The organism is Planosporangium flavigriseum, from assembly GCF_011947225.1.
Lineage (GTDB): Bacteria > Actinomycetota > Actinomycetes > Mycobacteriales > Micromonosporaceae > Planosporangium > Planosporangium flavigriseum.
In genome coordinates this window covers 37,168-53,864 of record NZ_JAATVW010000015.1, presented here as the reverse complement: position 1 = coordinate 53,864, position 16,697 = coordinate 37,168, and the positions used below count along the sequence as shown (strand labels likewise).

The following is a 16,697-nucleotide window of genomic DNA, read 5'->3' as shown; positions in this document are numbered from 1 at the left end:
CCATCGCCCTTGCGGGCACGCGCCACACTTGCGGGGTGAATTCTCGGTACATCGCCGCGATCGACCAGGGCACGACCTCCACCCGGTGCATCATCTTCGACTCCGACGCCGAGATCGTGTCGGTTGACCAGCGCGAGCACCGCCAGCTCTACCCGAAGCCGGGCTGGGTCGAGCACGACGCGGCGGAGATCTGGCACAACACCGAGGCCGTGGTGCGCGGCGCGCTCGACCACGCCGGCCTGAGCCGCGCCGACCTCGCGGCCGTCGGGATCACCAACCAGCGCGAGACGACGCTGCTGTGGGACGCGACAACCGGCGAACCGCTGCACAACGCGATCGTGTGGCAGGACACCCGCACCGACCGATTGATCGCCAAGCTGGGACAGGGCGACGTCGACCGGTTCCGTGAGAAGTCCGGCCTGCCGCTGGCCACGTACTTCTCGGCGCCCAAGATTCGCTGGCTGCTCGACACCGTGCCGGGCCTGCGCGAGCGCGCCGAACGCGGCGAGGTGCGGTTCGGCACGATGGACACCTGGCTGATCACCAAGCTCACCGGCCGGCACGCCACCGACGTGACCAACGCCAGCCGGACGATGCTGATGAACTTGTCCACACTGGACTGGGACGCCGAACTCCTGGAGGCGTTCGGCGTTCCGCGCGCGATCCTGCCCGAGATCCTGCCTTCGTCCTATGTGTACGGCGAAGCGGGCGGCTTCCTGAGCGGCGTACCCGTTGCCGGGGCGCTCGGCGACCAGCAGGCGGCGCTGTTCGGGCAGACCTGCTTCGCCACCGGTGAGGCCAAGTGCACGTACGGCACCGGATCCTTCCTGTTGCTGCACACCGGGGATCGCCCCGTGCTGAGCGAACGGGGGCTCGTCACCACCGTGGCGTACCAGATCGGCGACGCCGCGCCCGCGTACGCCCTGGAAGGATCGATCGCGGTGACCGGCGCCCTGGTGCAGTGGCTGCGCGACAACCTCGGCCTCATCTCGACCGCCGCCGAGATCAACGACCTCGCGGCCACCGTCGAGGACAACGGCGGCTGCTACATCGTGCCGGCGTTCTCCGGTCTGTTCGCTCCGCACTGGCGCTCGGACGCGCGCGGGGTGATCGCCGGCCTGACCGGGTACGTGACCAAGGGCCACCTGGCACGGGCGACGCTGGAGGCCACGGCCTGGCAGGTCAAGGAGGTCGTCGACGCGATGGCCGCGGAGTCCGGGGTCGAACTGACCGCGCTGAAGGTCGACGGCGGGATGACCGCGAGCGACTTGCTCATGCAGTTCCAGGCCGATGTGCTCGACGTACCCGTCGTCCGGCCCACCATCGCGGAGACCACGTGCCTCGGCGCGGCGTACGCGGCCGGCCTGGCCGTCGGCTACTGGCCCGACCTGGAGACCCTGCGCGCCAAGTGGCGGGCCGATCGCCGGTGGGAGCCGGCGATGGACGCTCGTGAGCGCGACCGGGGGTACCGGTTCTGGCGCAAGGCGGTCGACCGCACGATGGGCTGGACCGAAGACCTGTCGGCGTAACCGCGCACGTCCGATCGCGACGCAAGAGCGGCACAGCCCGGGCAGAGGATGCGCCGCTCCTGGTGGAGGGAAGTTCTTCGCGGGCGTCAGTTGCCGCCGATCGTCACCTGGATCTGCTGCTCGCTGCCGTTGCGGACGATGGTGAACGGGAGCCGGTCACCGACCTTGGCCGACTTGACAGCACTCGACAGCGCCTTGGCGTCGGGAATGCTCCTGTCCCCGATCTTCGTCACCAGATCACCCTTGCGCAGCCCGGCCTTGTCGGCCGGCCCGCCCGCGGTCACGTCCGCGATCAGGGCACCGCTCTCGCCCGACTGGATCTGTACGCCGATGAACGGATGGGCGACCGGCTTGCCGCTGAGCAACTGCTGAGCGGTGGACTTCACCTGGTTGCTCGGGATCGCGAAGCCCACCCCGATGTTGCCCGCACCCTGGCCGGACGTCGCGATGGCGGTGTTGATGCCGATGACCTCACCGGCGAGGTTGACCAGCGCGCCGCCCGAGTTACCGGGGTTGATCGCCGCATCGGTCTGCAGCGCGTCGCCGATCGAGTTCCCCCGGCCGTTACGGCTGTTGGCGCCCTCGTCGATGGTCCGGTGCAGCGCGCTGATGATGCCGGCAGTCACCGAGCCCTGGAGGCCGAGCGGGCTGCCGATCGCGAGCACGGTGTCGCCGACCTGCATCGCGTCGCTGTCGCCCAACGTCGCGAACGGCAGCCCGGACACGCCCGTCGCCTTGATCACCGCGAGGTCGCCCCCCGGATCGGTGCCGACAACCGTGGCCTTCGCGGTCTTGCCGTTGCTGAACGTCACGTCAAGCGGGGTCTGACCGACGCCCTCGACCACGTGGTTGTTCGTCACGATGTTGCCATCAGCGGAGATCACAACCCCGGACCCCTCACCGGTGGGGGTCGAGATGTCGACGACAACCGGCTGTACCTTCGCGGCGACGGCGGCGACCGACGTCCGGTCCACCGTCGGCGCGGCCGTGAGGGTCTTCGTCACGGTCGGCCCGGCGCCGAAGTACCGCCCGATGAAGCCACCCGTCAGACCCGAAACCAGAGCGAGCACGAGCGCGGCGACGGCGAGGATGACACCCCGCACGGCACGGTTGCCGGCGCCCGGCGCGGGAGCGGCCGGCTGCCAGGTCGGCGCTCCAGGGTAGGGCGTGCCCGGCTGTCCGGGACCGCCGGCGGCCGGCGGCTGGTATTGCCAGGCGGCAGTCTGGGGGTAGCCCGAGTGCGGCTGGTATCCCGGGTAGGAGCCGCCCTGATAGGACGCGGCCGGGAACGCGGTGGTCGGCGCCTCAGCAGCCGGGCTCCCCGCGGAGCCGGTCGGCTCGGGCTGTCCGACCAGCGTCGATTCCTGGCGCCCCTCCTGCTCCTGCGGCGCCTGCCCGGCCGGCCGGTCGCCGGAAGCCCCCGATGCCCACATGCTGTCGTGCTCGCTCATGCCTCAACAATGCCGGTAGATGCTTCACTTGAACTGTGATCCGGCTGAGAGATTTCTGGGAGTGCCGCACCGCGCGGACGCCCCTCGAACTCCCGCAGGAGGGGCAAACGTACCCGAAAGGTCGCGCCGTTGCCCACCACGCTGTCCACCTCGACACTCCCGTCGTGCGCCGCCACCAGGGCAGCGACGATCGCCAGGCCCAGCCCGGCCCCGCTGTGCCGACCGGCTTGAACCCCGCCAGCACCGCTGGCCGCCTGCCGGGTACGGGCCTTGTCGACCCGATAGAAACGTTGGAATACGCGATCGGCCTGCTCCGGAGCGATACCTGGACCATTGTCGATGACCTCCAGCACCGCGGTGGCGTCATCGACGGAGAGCCGTAGGGTGATCGGGCTGGCCGGCGGCGTGTGGGTGAGCGCGTTGGTCACGAGGTTGCCCAGGACCTGCCGGAGGCGCGGCTCGTCACCGAGCACCACGATCGGCTGGTCGCCGATTGGCGCGTCGAGCGTGATCGGCCGGTTCGGCGCGATGGCGTACGCGGCCTCGGCCGCGTCGCTCACCAGTACCCGCAGCTCGACCGGCGCGAGGATGAGCGGCCGCTCCTGATCCAGCCGCGCCAGCAGCAACAGGTCCTCGACCAGCAGGCCCATCCGGGCGGCCTCGTCCTCGATCCGGCGCAGCACATCGCCCGTCTGGTCCGGCGCGACCGCGCCCTGCCGGTACAGCTCGGCGAAGCCACGGATCGTCGTCAACGGGGTGCGCAGCTCGTGCGAGGCGTCCGCCACGAACTGCCGCATCCGCTCCTCCGACCGGCGGGCGCGGGCCTCGGAGAGCTGGGCCGCCGCGGCGGCATCCCGGGCGGCCGCCTCAGCGGTACGTGCGGCCTGCTCGGACGCGGCCCGGGCCGAGAACGCCCCCTCGATCTGCGCGAGCATGGTGTTGAGTACCCGCGACAGCCGGCCCACCTCGGTGGCCGGGTCGGACTCCGGCACGCGCCGGCCGAGCTGGCCGGCCGCGATCGCGGCGGCGGTCCGCTCGATCGCCACGAGCGGGCGCAGGCTGGCCCGGACGAGCGCGACACCGAGCGCGGCGAGCACCACGAGCACGACGCTGCCGACCACGACGTCGATCACGATGAGCCGGGCCATCGCCTCGTCGACGTCGGTCATGAGCTGACCGATGACGAGCACCTGCCCGTTCGGCCGCAGGGAGAAGAGGACCCGCCAGCGTTTGGCACCGGAGACCGCCTCGGCGGTGTACGGCGCCCCGGTCCGATTCTTGATCTCGTCCAGGGTCGCCGGGAGCTGCGGGAGGTCTCCTGGCTTGAGGGAGGACCGGTCATACACGACTCTGGGCAGGACGCCGGGAACAGCCGCGGCGACGAAGTAGTCGGTGGGCAGGATCGGATCACGGTTGGTGTACAGCAACTGCCCGACGTCGATCCGCTCCGCGGCATCCGTGAGCTGGCTGTCGATCCGGTCGACGAGGTAGCTGCGCAGGGCCAGCGCGCTTGCCGCGCCGGTGATCACGAGCGCCGCGGTGACCAGCGCCAGCACGGCGGTGACGAGCTTGACGCGCAGCGGCGTACGGGCCAGTAGACCCCGCCCCGGCCAGGTGCGGGCCGGCGGGGGCTGGCCGCCGGCCGCCATCAGGTGGGAAGGCGCAGCACGTACCCGACGCCGCGCAGCGTGTGGATCAGCCTGGGTTCGGCGATGTCGACCTTGCGTCGAAGGTAGGAGATGTACGACTCGACGATGCTGTCGTCACCGCGGAAGTCGTAGTTCCAGACGTGGTCGAGGATCTGCGCCTTGGACAGCACCCGGCCCGCGTTGAGCATGAGGTACCGCAGGAGCTTGAACTCCGTCGGCGACAGCGAGACGGTCGCGCCCGCCCGGCGCACCTCGTGCGTCTCCTCATCCAGTTCCAGGTCGGCGAAGACCATCTTGCTGGATTCCCGGTCGCCGCCGGTACGCCGCAGCACGGCCCTGATGCGCGCGGTCAACTCCTCGAGGCTGAACGGCTTGGTGACGTAGTCGTCGCCGCCGAGCGTCAGACCGCGGATCTTGTCCTCGGTGGCGTCCCGGGCGGTCAGAAAGACGACCGGGGTACGGCTTCCGCCGGCGCGCAGCTTGCGCACCACGTCGAACCCGTCCAGGTCGGGCAGCATCACGTCGAGGACGATCAGGTCGGGCCGCTGTTCGCCGGCCGCGGTCACCGCCTCCTCGCCGCTGCTGGCGGAGATGACCGCGAAACCGGCGAAGCGCAGGCTGGCCGAGAGTAGCTCCAGGATGTTTGGATCATCCTCGACCACGAGCAGTCTCGCCTCAGCCTGCGCTCCGCCCGACAGCGATGCACCCCCGGATTGTGCAGCGCCGCCGCGTACCCCCATGGCCATATCCTGGTTCCTCTCACTGAGGCAGGGCTGAACTTTGCCTGGGAGTTTCCTGAGAAGCCCCCGCGCAATTCTGCCAGCCCGCGCCGCAGGTCAGGCAGCTGTCAGCAGCTCAGGCGTATCCCGGTCGTCGATGGAGGCCGGTGCGACAGGTCCGTCAACCGTCCACGATCGTGACACAGCGGGGCCCTGCACGACGGACTGGGCGGCTCGGGCCAGGGTCCGCCGGGAGGCGCCGGGACAGGGGTGCAGCGCCGGGTGTGCCTGGGCGGTGACGTGCAGGTCGCGAGCTGAGAGCACCCGCCGCAGCGACGCCAGCAACGTGTCGTCGCCGATGAACGCCGCAACGGTGGTCTGCGCGCCCCCGGCCAGCCGGAAGCGCAGCGTGACCGGCGCCACGGGCACACCCGCGTCGATGGCCGCCTGGAACATGGCCGGACGGAAGCGCCCGCCGGTACGGCCGCACCAGGTCGTACCCTCCGGGAACACCGCGACCACGCCACCGGCGCGCAGCGCGGCGGTCACGTCGGCGACGATGCCGGGCAGCGCACGCGGGCGGAATCGATCGACGAAGACCGTTCCCGCCGCCGCGGCGAGCGCCCCGACGACCGGCCACGACCGGACCTCACGCTTGGCGAGTAGGCGGGCCGGGGCGTACGCGAGCAGCACCACCACGTCCAGCCACGAGACGTGGTTGGCGACGATCAGCGCGCCCTGCCGGGGTAGCCGGCCGCGCAGCGCGTGCCGTACACCGATCGCCGCGAGCAGTGCCCGGGCGAAAAACCGCAGCAGCCGGCCCCGGCCCGCCGGAGTGAGCAGCAGGATCGCCGGCAGGGTCGCGGCCGCCAGCGCGACCACCGCGAGCGCTGACGCTCCGCGTACGGCGACCCGGATCGGGCTCACCCGGGCGACCGAGCCCGACGCCGGGAGGCAGCAGGTGTCGCAGGTGGAACGGGGCAACCACAGCGAGTCGGTGACCATCGCTATTCCCCGAGGAAGTGGCGCATGTACCGCGGGTCGACCCGGTCCAGCGAGAGCAGGACGAGCAGGTCGGCGACGCCGAAGTCCGGATCGTGGGCGGGCTCGCCGCACACCCACGCGCCGAGTCGCAGGTACCCCTTGAGCAGGGGCGGCAGGGTGACCTTTCGCTCGGGCGCGGGCCCGATCGGCCACGGGCGGTGCGGCGTGACCCGCAGCGCCTGCGGGGCCAGGTACCGGTCCTTCACCTGGTGCCACACGCCGGTGGCGTCGGCCTCCGGTACCGAAGCGCAGCCGGCCAGCCACTGCCGGCCGGACAGGTGCATGTACCGGGCGATCCCGGCCCACATCAGATTGATCACCGCGCCGGTGCGGTGATCCGGATGCACGCAGGATCGTCCGGTCTCCACCAGCGCGTCCCGCAGCGGGGCGAGCCCGCCGAGATTGAACTCGCCGTCGGAGTACAGCCGGTCGGTGCGCCCGGGCGGGAGCATCCGGTAGGTGCCGACGACCTCCCCCGAGGTGTCCTCGGTGATGATCAGGTGGTCGCAGTGGGCGTCGAACTCGTCGACGTCGAGGCCGGCGACTATCGAGTGCAGGGTGGCACCCAACTCCTGCGCGAACACGCGATGGCGCAGCCGCTGCGCCGCCTGCACCTGCTCGCCCTCGGTCGCTAGCTGGACGCTGTAGCGTGCCGTCGCTTCTGCCGCGGTGACCGCGAGAATCGTCATGCCGACAGAGAAAGTGCCCTGGTCGGCAGACACGTGTCAGCGGTGCGTTGCGCAGTTGGCGGTTTCGTTAAGAGTGGTAGTTGTCCACCTGTGAGATCGTGTGCCTGGCGATCTCCAACCTGATCCGGAAGGTGAACCGATGATCATCCCGGCGACGTTCAACGGGCCTCCGGACTCCGCCAACGGCGGCTACACCGCGGGCCTCCTCGCCCGGTACGTGGCGTCTCCGAGCGGCGCGATGGTGACGCTGCGCCAGCCCCCGCCGCTGGCGACCCCGCTGGATGTTCACGCCGACGGTGCCACGATCGAGGTGTACGACGGCGACCGGCTGATCGCCTCGGCCGCGCCCGCGCCTGAGCCGCTGCCGCCGCCGGTCCCGGCCGTGTCCTGGACGGAGACGATGGCGGTCTCCCAGACGTACCTCGGGTTCACCGGGCACCCGTTCCCGACCTGCTTCGTCTGCGGCCCCGAGCGTCCGCCCGGTGACGGCCTGCGGCTGTTTCCCGGGCTGCTGCCGGACGGCCGGACGGCCTCGCCCTGGATCGTGCCGGAAGGCGTGGAGCCGGCGCTGATGTGGGCCGCGCTGGACTGTCCCGGCGGTTGGGCCGTGCCGGCGATGGGGCTGGCCGGTCCGGCCGGCGCTGCCGGCGTCAACCGGCCGTACGTGCTCGGCCGGATGGCGGCGCGGGTCGACGCGCTCCCCGCCACCGGCGACGGGTGCGTGGTCATGGGCGCGTGCGTGGGGCAGGAGGGGCGCAAGGCACACGTCGTCTCGACGGTGTACGGCCCCGACGGTGCGGCCCTCGCCGTGGCCCGGGCGACCTGGATCGCGCTTACCTGAGCCGGGGCGGGCCGGCGAACTGCCCCACGTTCGGCAGCCCCACCGCGTAGCGCGTCATTGCGACCACCTAGCGGGCCGATGTCCCAGATTGTGGGCGTTGAGCGGTAGAGCCTATTGTCAGGTGATTCGCCCCGTAACCGAAGTTGTGTCCTGAACTTCGGATTCTCCACGATCGACTGTGAGGCGCAACACGGCAGGACGTCAATACCCTCGACAGGCGTTGCGCAGCGTAGCCTTGAAGCCGTCTTCTGACTCAGGTAACGCGCGCACGTGGAAGAGGCGATTACGGACGTGTCAACCCAAGCGACCAACTCGCAGGACAACCCACTAGCGGGTTTTGGCCCCAACGAGTGGATCGTCGAGGACATGTACCAGCGGTACCTGTCTGACCCGGCGAGCGTTGACCCCGCATGGCACGACTTCTTCTCCGACTACCGGCCCGGTGCCGACGGGACGGCCACGGAGAAGTCCGCGACGCCTGCTGGCGGTGTGAGCACCGCCACCGCAGCCCCGGCCCCGACAGCGCCCGCCGCGCCCGTGCGTCCGCAGCAGGCGGCAGCGCCCGCCGCCCCGGCCCGGCCCGCTGCCGCCGAGGCCAAGCCGAAGGCCGCACCGAGCGCTCCCGGCGGCGCCAAGACGACCCCGCTGCGCGGGGTCGCCGCCCGCATCGTCGCCAACATGGACGCCTCGCTGGAGATTCCGACCGCGACCAGCGTCCGGGCCGTCCCGGCCAAGCTGCTGGCCGACAACCGGATCGTCATCAACAACCACCTCACCCGCGGTCGCGGCGGCAAGGCCAGCTTCACCCACATCATCGGGTACGCGATGGTCAAGGCTCTCGCCGACTTCCCGGAGATGAACAACTCGTTCGCCGAAGTGGACGGCAAGCCCGTCCTCGTGCAGCCCGAGCACGTCAACCTCGGGATCGCGATCGACCTGGCCAAGCCGGACGGCTCCCGGTCGCTGGTGGTGCCGAGCATCAAGGCCACCGAGACGATGGACTTCCGGCAGTTCTGGCAGGCGTACGAGGACCTGATCCGGCGCGCCCGCCGCAACGAGCTGACCATGGACGACTACGCCGGCACCACGATCTCGCTGACCAACCCCGGCGGCATCGGTACGGTCCACTCGATCCCGCGCCTGATGACCGGCCAGGGCACGATCCTCGGCGTCGGCGCGATGGAGTACCCGGCCCCGTACGCCGGGATGTCCGACGAGCACCTCACCGGGCTCGCCGTCAGCAAGATCATCACGTTGACGTCCACGTACGACCACCGCATCATCCAGGGCGCGCAGTCCGGCGAGTTCCTCAAGCGCATACACGAGCTGCTGCTGGGTGAGCACGGCTTCTACGACGAGATCTTCACCTCGCTGCGCCTGCCGTACGAGCCGGTCCGGTGGGTGCGCGACGTCGACACCACCGCCGAGGGGCAGGTCGACAAGACCGCCCGGGTGATTGAACTGATCCACGCGTACCGGGTGCGCGGCCACCTCATGGCCGACACCGACCCGCTCGAGTTCCACATCCGCAGGCACCCCGACCTCGACGTGCTCCAGCACGGCCTGACGCTGTGGGACCTCGACCGCACGTTCAACGTCGGCGGGTTCGCCGGCAAGCGGAAGATGAAGCTGCGCGACGTCCTCGGCGTGCTACGCGACTCGTACTGCCGGCGCGTCGGCGTCGAGTACATGCACATCCAGGACCCGGAGGAGCGCCTCTGGATCCAGGAGCGGGTCGAGCACCGGCACGAGAAGCCGACCACCGAGCAGCAGAAGCACATCCTCAACCGGCTCAACGCCGCCGAGGCGTTCGAGACGTTCCTGCAGACCAAGTACGTCGGCCAGAAGCGGTTCTCGCTGGAGGGCGGCGAGTCGCTGATCCCGCTGCTCGACGAGATCCTGCAGGACTGCGCCCGGGCCAACCTCGACGAGGTCGTCATCGGCATGGCCCACCGCGGCCGGCTCAACGTGCTGGCCAACATCGTCGGCAAGCCGTACGAGAAGATCTTCTCCGAGTTCGAGGGGCACATCGACCCGAAGTCGTCGCACGGCTCCGGTGACGTCAAGTACCACCTGGGCCAGGTCGGCAAGTTCAACACCCCGGACGGCGAGTACGCCACCACGGTGTCGGTCGTGGCCAACCCGTCGCACCTGGAGGCGGTCAACCCCGTCCTCGAGGGCATCGTGCGGGCCAAGCAGGACCGGATCGACCTCAAGCTCGAGGGGTACACCGTGCTGCCGCTGCTGGTGCACGGCGACGCCGCGTTCGCCGGCCAGGGCGTGGTGGCCGAGACCCTCAACCTGTCGCAACTGCGGGGCTACCGCACCGGCGGCACGATCCACGTGGTCGTCAACAACCAGGTGGGCTTCACCACCGCACCGGAGTACTCCCGCTCGTCGATGTACTCCACCGACGTCGCGCGGATGATCCAGGCCCCGATCTTCCACGTCAACGGCGACGACCCGGAGGCGGTCGTCCGGGTGGCGCGGCTGGCCTTCGAGTACCGGCAGGCGTTCAACAAGGACGTCGTGATCGACATGGTCTGCTACCGCCGGCGCGGTCACAACGAGGGCGACGACCCATCGATGACCAACCCGCTGATGTACCAGATCATCGACACCAAGCGCTCGGTACGGAAGATCTACACCGAAGAGCTGATCGGCCGCGGCGACATCACCGTCGACGACGCCGAGGAGCTGCTCCGCGACTACCAGCAGCAGCTGGAGACGGTGTTCAAGGCGACCCGCGACGCGTCGTCCGGCCCGTCGACCAGGATCAGCCGGCTGCGCACCCCGGAGCCGGAGCCGGCGGTCGACACGGCGATCGACGTCGAACTGCTCAAGCGCATCGGCGAGGCGCACGTCAACCTGCCGGACGACGTCACCCCGCACAAGCGGGTCGCACAGCTGCTGGAGCGGCGGGCCAAGATGGCCGTCGAGGGCGCCATCGACTGGGGCTTCAGCGAGATCGTCGCCTTCGGATCGCTGCTCGCCCAGGGCGTACTCGTGCGACTGTCCGGCCAGGACTCCAAGCGCGGCACCTTCGTCCAGCGGCACTCGGCGGTCGTCGACGCGGTCAGCGGCCGCGACTACTTCCCCATCCAGCGGCTGGCCTCCGACGGCGGCCGCCTGTTCGTCTACGACTCGCTGCTGAGCGAGTTCGCGGCGATGGGCTTCGAGTACGGGTACTCGGTCGAGAACCTGGACGCGCTGGTGATGTGGGAGGCGCAGTTCGGCGACTTCGCCAACGGCGCGCAGTCCATCGTGGACGAGTTCATCTCCTCCGGTGAAGTGAAGTGGGGCCAGCGCAACGCGGTGACCCTGCTGCTGCCGCACTCGCACGAGGGCCAGGGCCCGGACCACACGTCGGGCCGCCTGGAGCGGTACCTGCAGCTGTGCGCCGAGGACAACATGCGGATCGCGGTGCCGACCACGCCGGCCAACCACTTCCACCTGCTGCGCCGCCAGGCGCTGTCGCCGAAGAAGAAGCCGCTGGTCGTATACACGCCGAAGTCGCTGCTGCGGCACCGGCTCTGCGTGTCCTCGGTGGAGGACTTCACCACGGGCACGTTCCAGCCGGTGATCGGCGACGCCGGCATCACCGACAACGGCTCGGTGAAGCGGCTCATTCTCTGCTCCGGCAAGGTGTACTACGACCTCGTGCAGGCCCGCGCCGACCGGGGTATCACGGACACCGCCATCGTCCGGATCGAGCAGCTGTACCCGCTGCCGGTCGAGGAGGTACGCGCGGCGATCGCCCAGTACCCGAACGCGGACGATGTCTCCTGGGTCCAGGAGGAGCCGGCCAACCAGGGTGCCTGGTCGTTCATTGCGCTCAACCTGCTGGAGCACCTGGAGGGCGTCCGGCTGCGGCGCATCTCGCGCCCCGCGGCGGCCGCTCCGGCGGTCGGTTCGACCAAGATGCACGACGCCGAGCAGGCGGCGCTGATCGAGGCGGCGCTGCCGCAGCGGTAGCAAGTTCTCACGGATCTTGGACACTTGGACCGGCCGTGGCCGGTCCAAGTGTCCAAGATCGCGTAAGGGGAGGATTCATGTACTTCACCGACCGGGGAATCGAAGAGCTGTCCGAGCGCCGCGGTGACGAAACGATCACCATGGACTGGCTCGCCGAGCGCCTGCGCGACTTCGTCGACCTCAACCCCGAGTTCGAAACTCCCGTCGAGCGGCTGGCGACCTGGCTGGCCCGCCTCGAGGACGACGAGGACGAGTAGGTGGCCGAGGCCGTCGGCACCGGGCCGGGGTGAGCTCACCGCGGCCGGCTGCCCCGCCGCGCCGTTCGCCCGTACTCGCCTCGTGTGCCTACAGTCGAGCGATGCACCGCCGACTGCTGCGTGGCCTGCTCGCGCTGGTTCTCGCCGGGCTCCTCACGAGCTGTGTAGCGACGCCGCGCGCTTCCCCGGCCGCCAGCACTGCGCCGAGCCCTTCGCACTCCACGGCGGCCGCGGCCCCGCAGGCCGTCGCCCCGCAGCAACGAGCACCACTGCCGAGCCGCCTCGCCCCCAGCCGGCCCCTGGCGGTCGGCGTCCGGGAGCTCAACCTGGCGCGCGGCGCCGACCGCCCGCTCCCGACAACCGTCTGGTACCCGGCTAAGGGCGCGGCGGGTGGTGACGTGACCTCGGACGCCGCCGCGGCGGCCGGCCGGTTCCCGCTGATCGTCCTGAGCCATGGCCTCAACGGCCGGCCGGAGGCGCTGGCACCGGTGGCCATCCGCTGGGCCGCGGCGGGCTTCGTCGTGGCCGCTCCGGCGTACCCGCACACCAAGTACGGCGCACCCCGGTTCGACATCGCCGACGTGGTGAACCAGCCGGCCGATGCCTCGTACGTCATCAGCGAACTGTTGGCGCTCGACGGCCACGACGGTGACCGGCTGGCGGGCCACATCGACACCGCGGCCGTAGCCGCGACCGGGCACTCGGCCGGCGGCATCACCACCACCGCCATGCTGTCCGCGCAGCGCGACCCCCGGCTCCGGGCTGCCGTCGTGATCGCCGGAGCCCTACTAGGCGGGGCGTACAACGGCCCGGTGACGCCCGTCCTGTTCGTACACGGCGACGCCGACCCGACCGTCTCCTACCAGGGCGGGCAATCCGCGTACCAGGCGGTGCCCTGGCCGAAGGCGTTTCTGACGCTGGTCGGTGCCGGCCACGGCAGCTACCTGACCGCGAACAGCGCCGGCTTCGACCAGACGATCAACACCACGACGGACTTCCTGCGCTGGTCGCTCTACGGCGACAGCGCGGCGTTCGGCCGGCTGAACGGTGACGCCACGTCGGCCGGTGCCGCGCGGTGGGAGTCGAGCCTGTGAGCCGGCGCTCGCCTGAGCAGGCGGAGCGCCCTGACGAAACGAGTGCCCCGCCGGACATCCATCACGTCAAATGGTCGACGACCACCTTGCCGAAGACGTCTCCCGACGAGAGCCGCTCGAAAGCCCCGCGTACGTCGCTGAATCCGTGGACCGAGTCGATGATCGGGCGTACGCCCCGGTCGGCGCAGAGTCGCAGTAGCTGCGCGAGCTCTTCGGCGGTGCCCATCATGGAGCCGAGAATCTCCACCTCGCCCGCGAAGACCCGACGCAGGTTGACCTCCGGCAGGTGGCCGGAGGTGGCACCGGAGACGACGATGCGGCCACCCCGCTTCGCGCACTTGAGCGAGTGGTCGAACGTGGCCTTGCCGACGGTCTCGATCACGACATCGACCCGCTCCGGCAACCGGGCGCCGCTCTCCAGCGCGGTCGCGCCCAGCGCCGCAACCCGGTCGCGCTTGTCCGCGTCGCGACTCGTGGCGTAGACCCGAGCGCCCAGCGCCACGCCGAGCACCACGGCCGCCGTCGCGACCCCACCGCCGGCGCCCTGGACCAGGACGCTGCCGTTCTCCGGCAGCCGGCCCTTGGTGGTCAACATCCGGTACGCGGTGAGCCACGCCGTCGGCAGGCAGACCGCCTCGGCGAAGGAGAGTTCGGCCGGCTTGGGGACGAGGTTGCCGGCCGGGACCGCAACCCGCTCGGCGATGGTGCCCGGGTAGAGCTCCGACAGGATGGTCTGCTTGCCGTCCGCCTCGTGGATGACCGGGTAGACGACCACCTCGTTGCCGTCCGGGTCGACCCCTGCGGCGTCGCAGCCGAGGATCATCGGAAGCTGGTCTTCGCGCAGCCCCACGCCGCGGAGGGACCAGAGGTCGTGATGGTTGAGAGCGCTGGCCCGGACGTCGACGGTCACCCAGCCCTCCTGCGCCGGCTCGGGCTGTTCCCCCACAGTCAACGCGGCTAGCGGGTCCTCGGGATTGAAAGCGGAAGCGTAGGCGGCTCGCATGTCCGCACGCTAGCAGACCATTTATCGGTACAAGTTGTGGTCTTGGCCGCACCGGGACCGGCCGGGGCCCGCACGGCGACGGCCGGTCTGGCCCGGCAGCGCGAAGCTGGCGGGCCAGACCGGCCATGTCCCGATGCGTGGATCAGGAGCGGATCACGCCGTCGCGAACCGCGGCCTCCGCCACGGCCGCGGCCACCGCGGGAGCGACCCGCGGGTCGAGCGGGCTCGGGACGATCGCGTCCCGGCGCAGCTCGTTGGCGACGACCGACGCGATCGCGTCCGCCGCGGCGATTTTCATGCCGTCGGTGATCCGGGTCGCCCCGGCGTCGAGCGCGCCGCGGAACACGCCGGGGAACGCCAGGACATTGTTGATCTGGTTGGGGAAGTCGCTGCGCCCCGTCGCGACCACCGCCGCGTACCTGGACGCGATGACGGGGTGCACCTCCGGCGTGGGGTTGGCCAGCGCGAAGATCGCGCCGCCCGGCGCCATGCCGGCGACCGCCTCCTCGTCGACGGTGCCACCGGAGACCCCGACGTACACGTCCGCCCCGCGCAGCGCCTCGGCGATCCCGCCGGACAGGCTGTCGGCGTTGGTGAGCTCGGCCAGCTCGCGCTTGATCGGCGTCAGGTCGGTACGGCCGCCGTGGATCGCACCGCGGGAGTCGGTCACGATGATCACACCGGGCTCCACACCGCCCGCGACGAGCATCTTCGTCACCGCGACGCCGGCCGCCCCGGCACCTCCGATGACCACCCGCAGCCGGTCCAGCTTGCGATCGAGCAGGGCAGCCGCGTTCCGCAGCGCGGCGAGCACGACGATCGCCGTACCGTGCTGGTCGTCGTGGAACACGGGGATGTCCAGCGCCTCGTCGAGGCGCTGTTCGATCTCGAAACAGCGCGGCGCGGCGATGTCCTCCAGGTTGATGCCGCCGAAGGAGGGCGCGAGCGCCTTGACCGTCGCGATGATCTCCTCGGTGTCCTGGGTGTCCAGACAGATGGGGACCGCGTCGACGTTGGCGAACTGCTTGAACAGCGCGCCCTTGCCCTCCATGACGGGCAACGCCGCGCGCGGCCCGATGTTGCCGAGCCCGAGCACCGCCGAGCCGTCGGTGACGACGGCCACGGTGTGTTTGACCCAGGTGTACTCGTGAACCAGCGCTTCGTCGGCTGCGATCGCCTCACACACCTGCGCCACCCCAGGGGTGTACGCGAGGGAAAGGTCCTCCCGGGTCGACAGGGGGACGGCAGAGTTGACCACGAGCTTCCCGCCGCGGTGCAGGGTAAAGACAGGGTCGTGCTGATCGAAGGACACGGAGCCTCCTTGCCACATTGAAGAACGTTGCGCGCCGTGTCGGCTTTTGGGTCTCTACGACGACGGCGCGCTGCTGCGCGGGGGTCTCCCTGGTCTAGCTAAAGCATAGTGGCCAGCGCGCGGACTCCCGCGTTAGTCATCTCACGGGCGACACGCATCCTCGGCCGCCAGCGGAGGCGCCCGAACCGCCGCTGCCCACCATCAGCGATCCAAAACCCTCTCGAAGGTGGTCTCGAACCGCTCGCGGAGGTCAGCGGCGCCGGACCAGCGTCAGCGGCGCCGGATCAGCGTCAGCGGCGCCGGATCAGCGACAGCCGCGGCCACCAGCGCAGGACGACCCTCCCGTCGATGTCGGCGATGCCGTACGCCCGCGAGTCGTCGGCCACGAACTCGTTGTCACCGACCAGCCACCACCCGTCGCCTTCCGCGCGGGCCACCCGCTTCACCACCAGCAACGACGGGCGCGACCGGAATCGCGCCACCACGACATCCCCCGGCCGTACCCGCGTGGTCCGGCGCACCAGCAGGGCGTCGCCGTCGCGCAAGGTCGGCGCCATCGAGGGCCCACGCACGAGGACCCGGTACCAGGGCAGTCGCAAACGAGGCATCTCCTGTCGCTGTCAGGGGTGGGCAGAGGTAGGGTCGCTTTTAAAGGATCATCGCAAACACCCTGGAGGGTTCGATGCGTCTGCCGCGTCTACTCGCTCCCCGCACCATCGTTTCCGCCCACTGTGACCTGCCCTGCGGCGTCTACGACCCCGCGCAGGCCCGGATCGAGGCTGAATCAGTCAAGGCGATCAGCGAGAAGTACCAGGCCAACCCGGACCCGGAGTTCCGCACCCGGGCCATCTTGATCAAGGAACAGCGGGCCGAACTGGTCAAGCACCACCTCTGGGTGCTGTGGACGGACTACTTCAAGCCGCAGCACTTCGAGAAGTACCCGCAGCTGCACCAGCTGTTCAACGAGGCGACCAAGCTCGCCGGCGCCAGCGGCGCCAAGGGCTCCGTCGACCCGGCCGTGGCCGACAAGCTTCTCGCGAAGATCGAGGAGATCTCCAAGATCTTCTGGGAGACGAAGCAGGCCTGAGACCGCGATGGTTGGTGGCCCCCGAGCCCGGGTACGGGCTAAGGGGG

Annotated in this window: 14 protein-coding genes; 6 read left to right on the top strand and 8 right to left on the bottom strand. The window is 70.3% G+C overall.

All coding sequences use genetic code 11. The annotated features are described in order from the left end of the window. The first annotated feature begins 35 nt into the window (after positions 1-35). On the top strand, positions 36-1,529 hold the full coding sequence (gene glpK, locus HC028_RS19680; RefSeq protein ID WP_168078849.1) for a glycerol kinase GlpK: 1,494 nt from the start codon (positions 36-38) through the stop codon (positions 1,527-1,529). 86 nt (positions 1,530-1,615) lie between these two features. Here the strand turns inward: glpK and HC028_RS19675 are convergent, their stop codons facing one another. From HC028_RS19675 to HC028_RS19655, 5 genes are all read right to left on the bottom strand, one after another. Beyond that, positions 1,616-2,980, bottom strand: coding sequence for a S1C family serine protease (locus tag HC028_RS19675; protein WP_168078848.1), 1,365 nt, complete (start codon positions 2,978-2,980; stop codon positions 1,616-1,618). Then, complete coding sequence (locus tag HC028_RS19670; RefSeq protein WP_168078847.1) at positions 2,977-4,629, bottom strand: sensor histidine kinase; 1,653 nt, start codon at positions 4,627-4,629, stop codon at positions 2,977-2,979. Before HC028_RS19670 ends, HC028_RS19675 begins: the two co-directional genes overlap by 4 nt. Beyond that, positions 4,629-5,369, bottom strand: a complete 741-nt coding sequence (locus tag HC028_RS19665) for a response regulator transcription factor (protein WP_168078846.1) — start codon at positions 5,367-5,369, stop codon at positions 4,629-4,631. The genes HC028_RS19670 and HC028_RS19665 overlap by 1 nt, the downstream gene beginning before the upstream one ends. 96 nt (positions 5,370-5,465) lie before the next feature. Beyond that, positions 5,466-6,353 carry a lysophospholipid acyltransferase family protein gene (locus HC028_RS19660; protein ID WP_168078845.1) on the bottom strand — a complete coding sequence of 296 codons (888 nt, stop codon included), beginning with the start codon at positions 6,351-6,353 and terminating at the stop codon, positions 5,466-5,468. 2 nt (positions 6,354-6,355) lie between these two features. Further along, complete coding sequence (locus HC028_RS19655; protein WP_168078844.1) at positions 6,356-7,081, bottom strand: GNAT family N-acetyltransferase; 726 nt, start codon at positions 7,079-7,081, stop codon at positions 6,356-6,358. A gap of 139 nt (positions 7,082-7,220) precedes the next feature. On the opposite strand from HC028_RS19655, the gene HC028_RS19650 reads away from it, so the two are divergent. The 4 genes from HC028_RS19650 to HC028_RS19635 all read left to right on the top strand — a co-directional run bounded on the left by HC028_RS19650 (position 7,221) and on the right by HC028_RS19635 (position 13,248). Beyond that, complete coding sequence (locus HC028_RS19650; RefSeq protein WP_168078843.1) at positions 7,221-7,922, top strand: hypothetical protein; 702 nt, start codon at positions 7,221-7,223, stop codon at positions 7,920-7,922. A 291-nt stretch (positions 7,923-8,213) separates the two neighbouring features. Beyond that, the gene (locus tag HC028_RS19645) at positions 8,214-11,897 is read left to right on the top strand and encodes a multifunctional oxoglutarate decarboxylase/oxoglutarate dehydrogenase thiamine pyrophosphate-binding subunit/dihydrolipoyllysine-residue succinyltransferase subunit (RefSeq protein WP_168078842.1); all 3,684 of its coding nucleotides are present in this window, start codon (positions 8,214-8,216) and stop codon (positions 11,895-11,897) included. Positions 11,898-11,974: 77 nt separating this feature from the next. Beyond that, the gene (locus HC028_RS19640; RefSeq protein ID WP_168078841.1) at positions 11,975-12,154 is read left to right on the top strand and encodes a DUF6104 family protein; all 180 of its coding nucleotides are present in this window, start codon (positions 11,975-11,977) and stop codon (positions 12,152-12,154) included. Positions 12,155-12,255: 101 nt separating this feature from the next. Beyond that, positions 12,256-13,248 (top strand): alpha/beta hydrolase family protein, encoded by a 993-nt coding sequence (locus tag HC028_RS19635; protein WP_168078840.1) that lies wholly within the window; start codon positions 12,256-12,258, stop codon positions 13,246-13,248. A 61-nt stretch (positions 13,249-13,309) separates the two neighbouring features. Here the strand turns inward: HC028_RS19635 and HC028_RS19630 are convergent, their stop codons facing one another. From HC028_RS19630 to HC028_RS19620, 3 genes are all read right to left on the bottom strand, one after another. Then, positions 13,310-14,251: a zinc-binding dehydrogenase gene (locus HC028_RS19630; RefSeq protein WP_168078839.1), complete on the bottom strand. Its 942-nt coding sequence runs from the start codon at positions 14,249-14,251 to the stop codon at positions 13,310-13,312. Between the two features lie 142 nt (positions 14,252-14,393). Beyond that, positions 14,394-15,563 carry an NAD(P)-dependent malic enzyme gene (locus HC028_RS19625; RefSeq protein WP_239075558.1) on the bottom strand — a complete coding sequence of 390 codons (1,170 nt, stop codon included), beginning with the start codon at positions 15,561-15,563 and terminating at the stop codon, positions 14,394-14,396. Positions 15,564-15,853: 290 nt separating this feature from the next. Beyond that, positions 15,854-16,171: a S26 family signal peptidase gene (locus HC028_RS19620; protein WP_168078837.1), complete on the bottom strand. Its 318-nt coding sequence runs from the start codon at positions 16,169-16,171 to the stop codon at positions 15,854-15,856. Positions 16,172-16,245: 74 nt separating this feature from the next. Between HC028_RS19620 and sodN the strand changes: the two genes are divergently transcribed. Next, the gene (gene sodN, locus HC028_RS19615; RefSeq protein ID WP_168078836.1) at positions 16,246-16,650 is read left to right on the top strand and encodes a superoxide dismutase, Ni; all 405 of its coding nucleotides are present in this window, start codon (positions 16,246-16,248) and stop codon (positions 16,648-16,650) included. Positions 16,651-16,697: the final 47 nt, after the last annotated feature.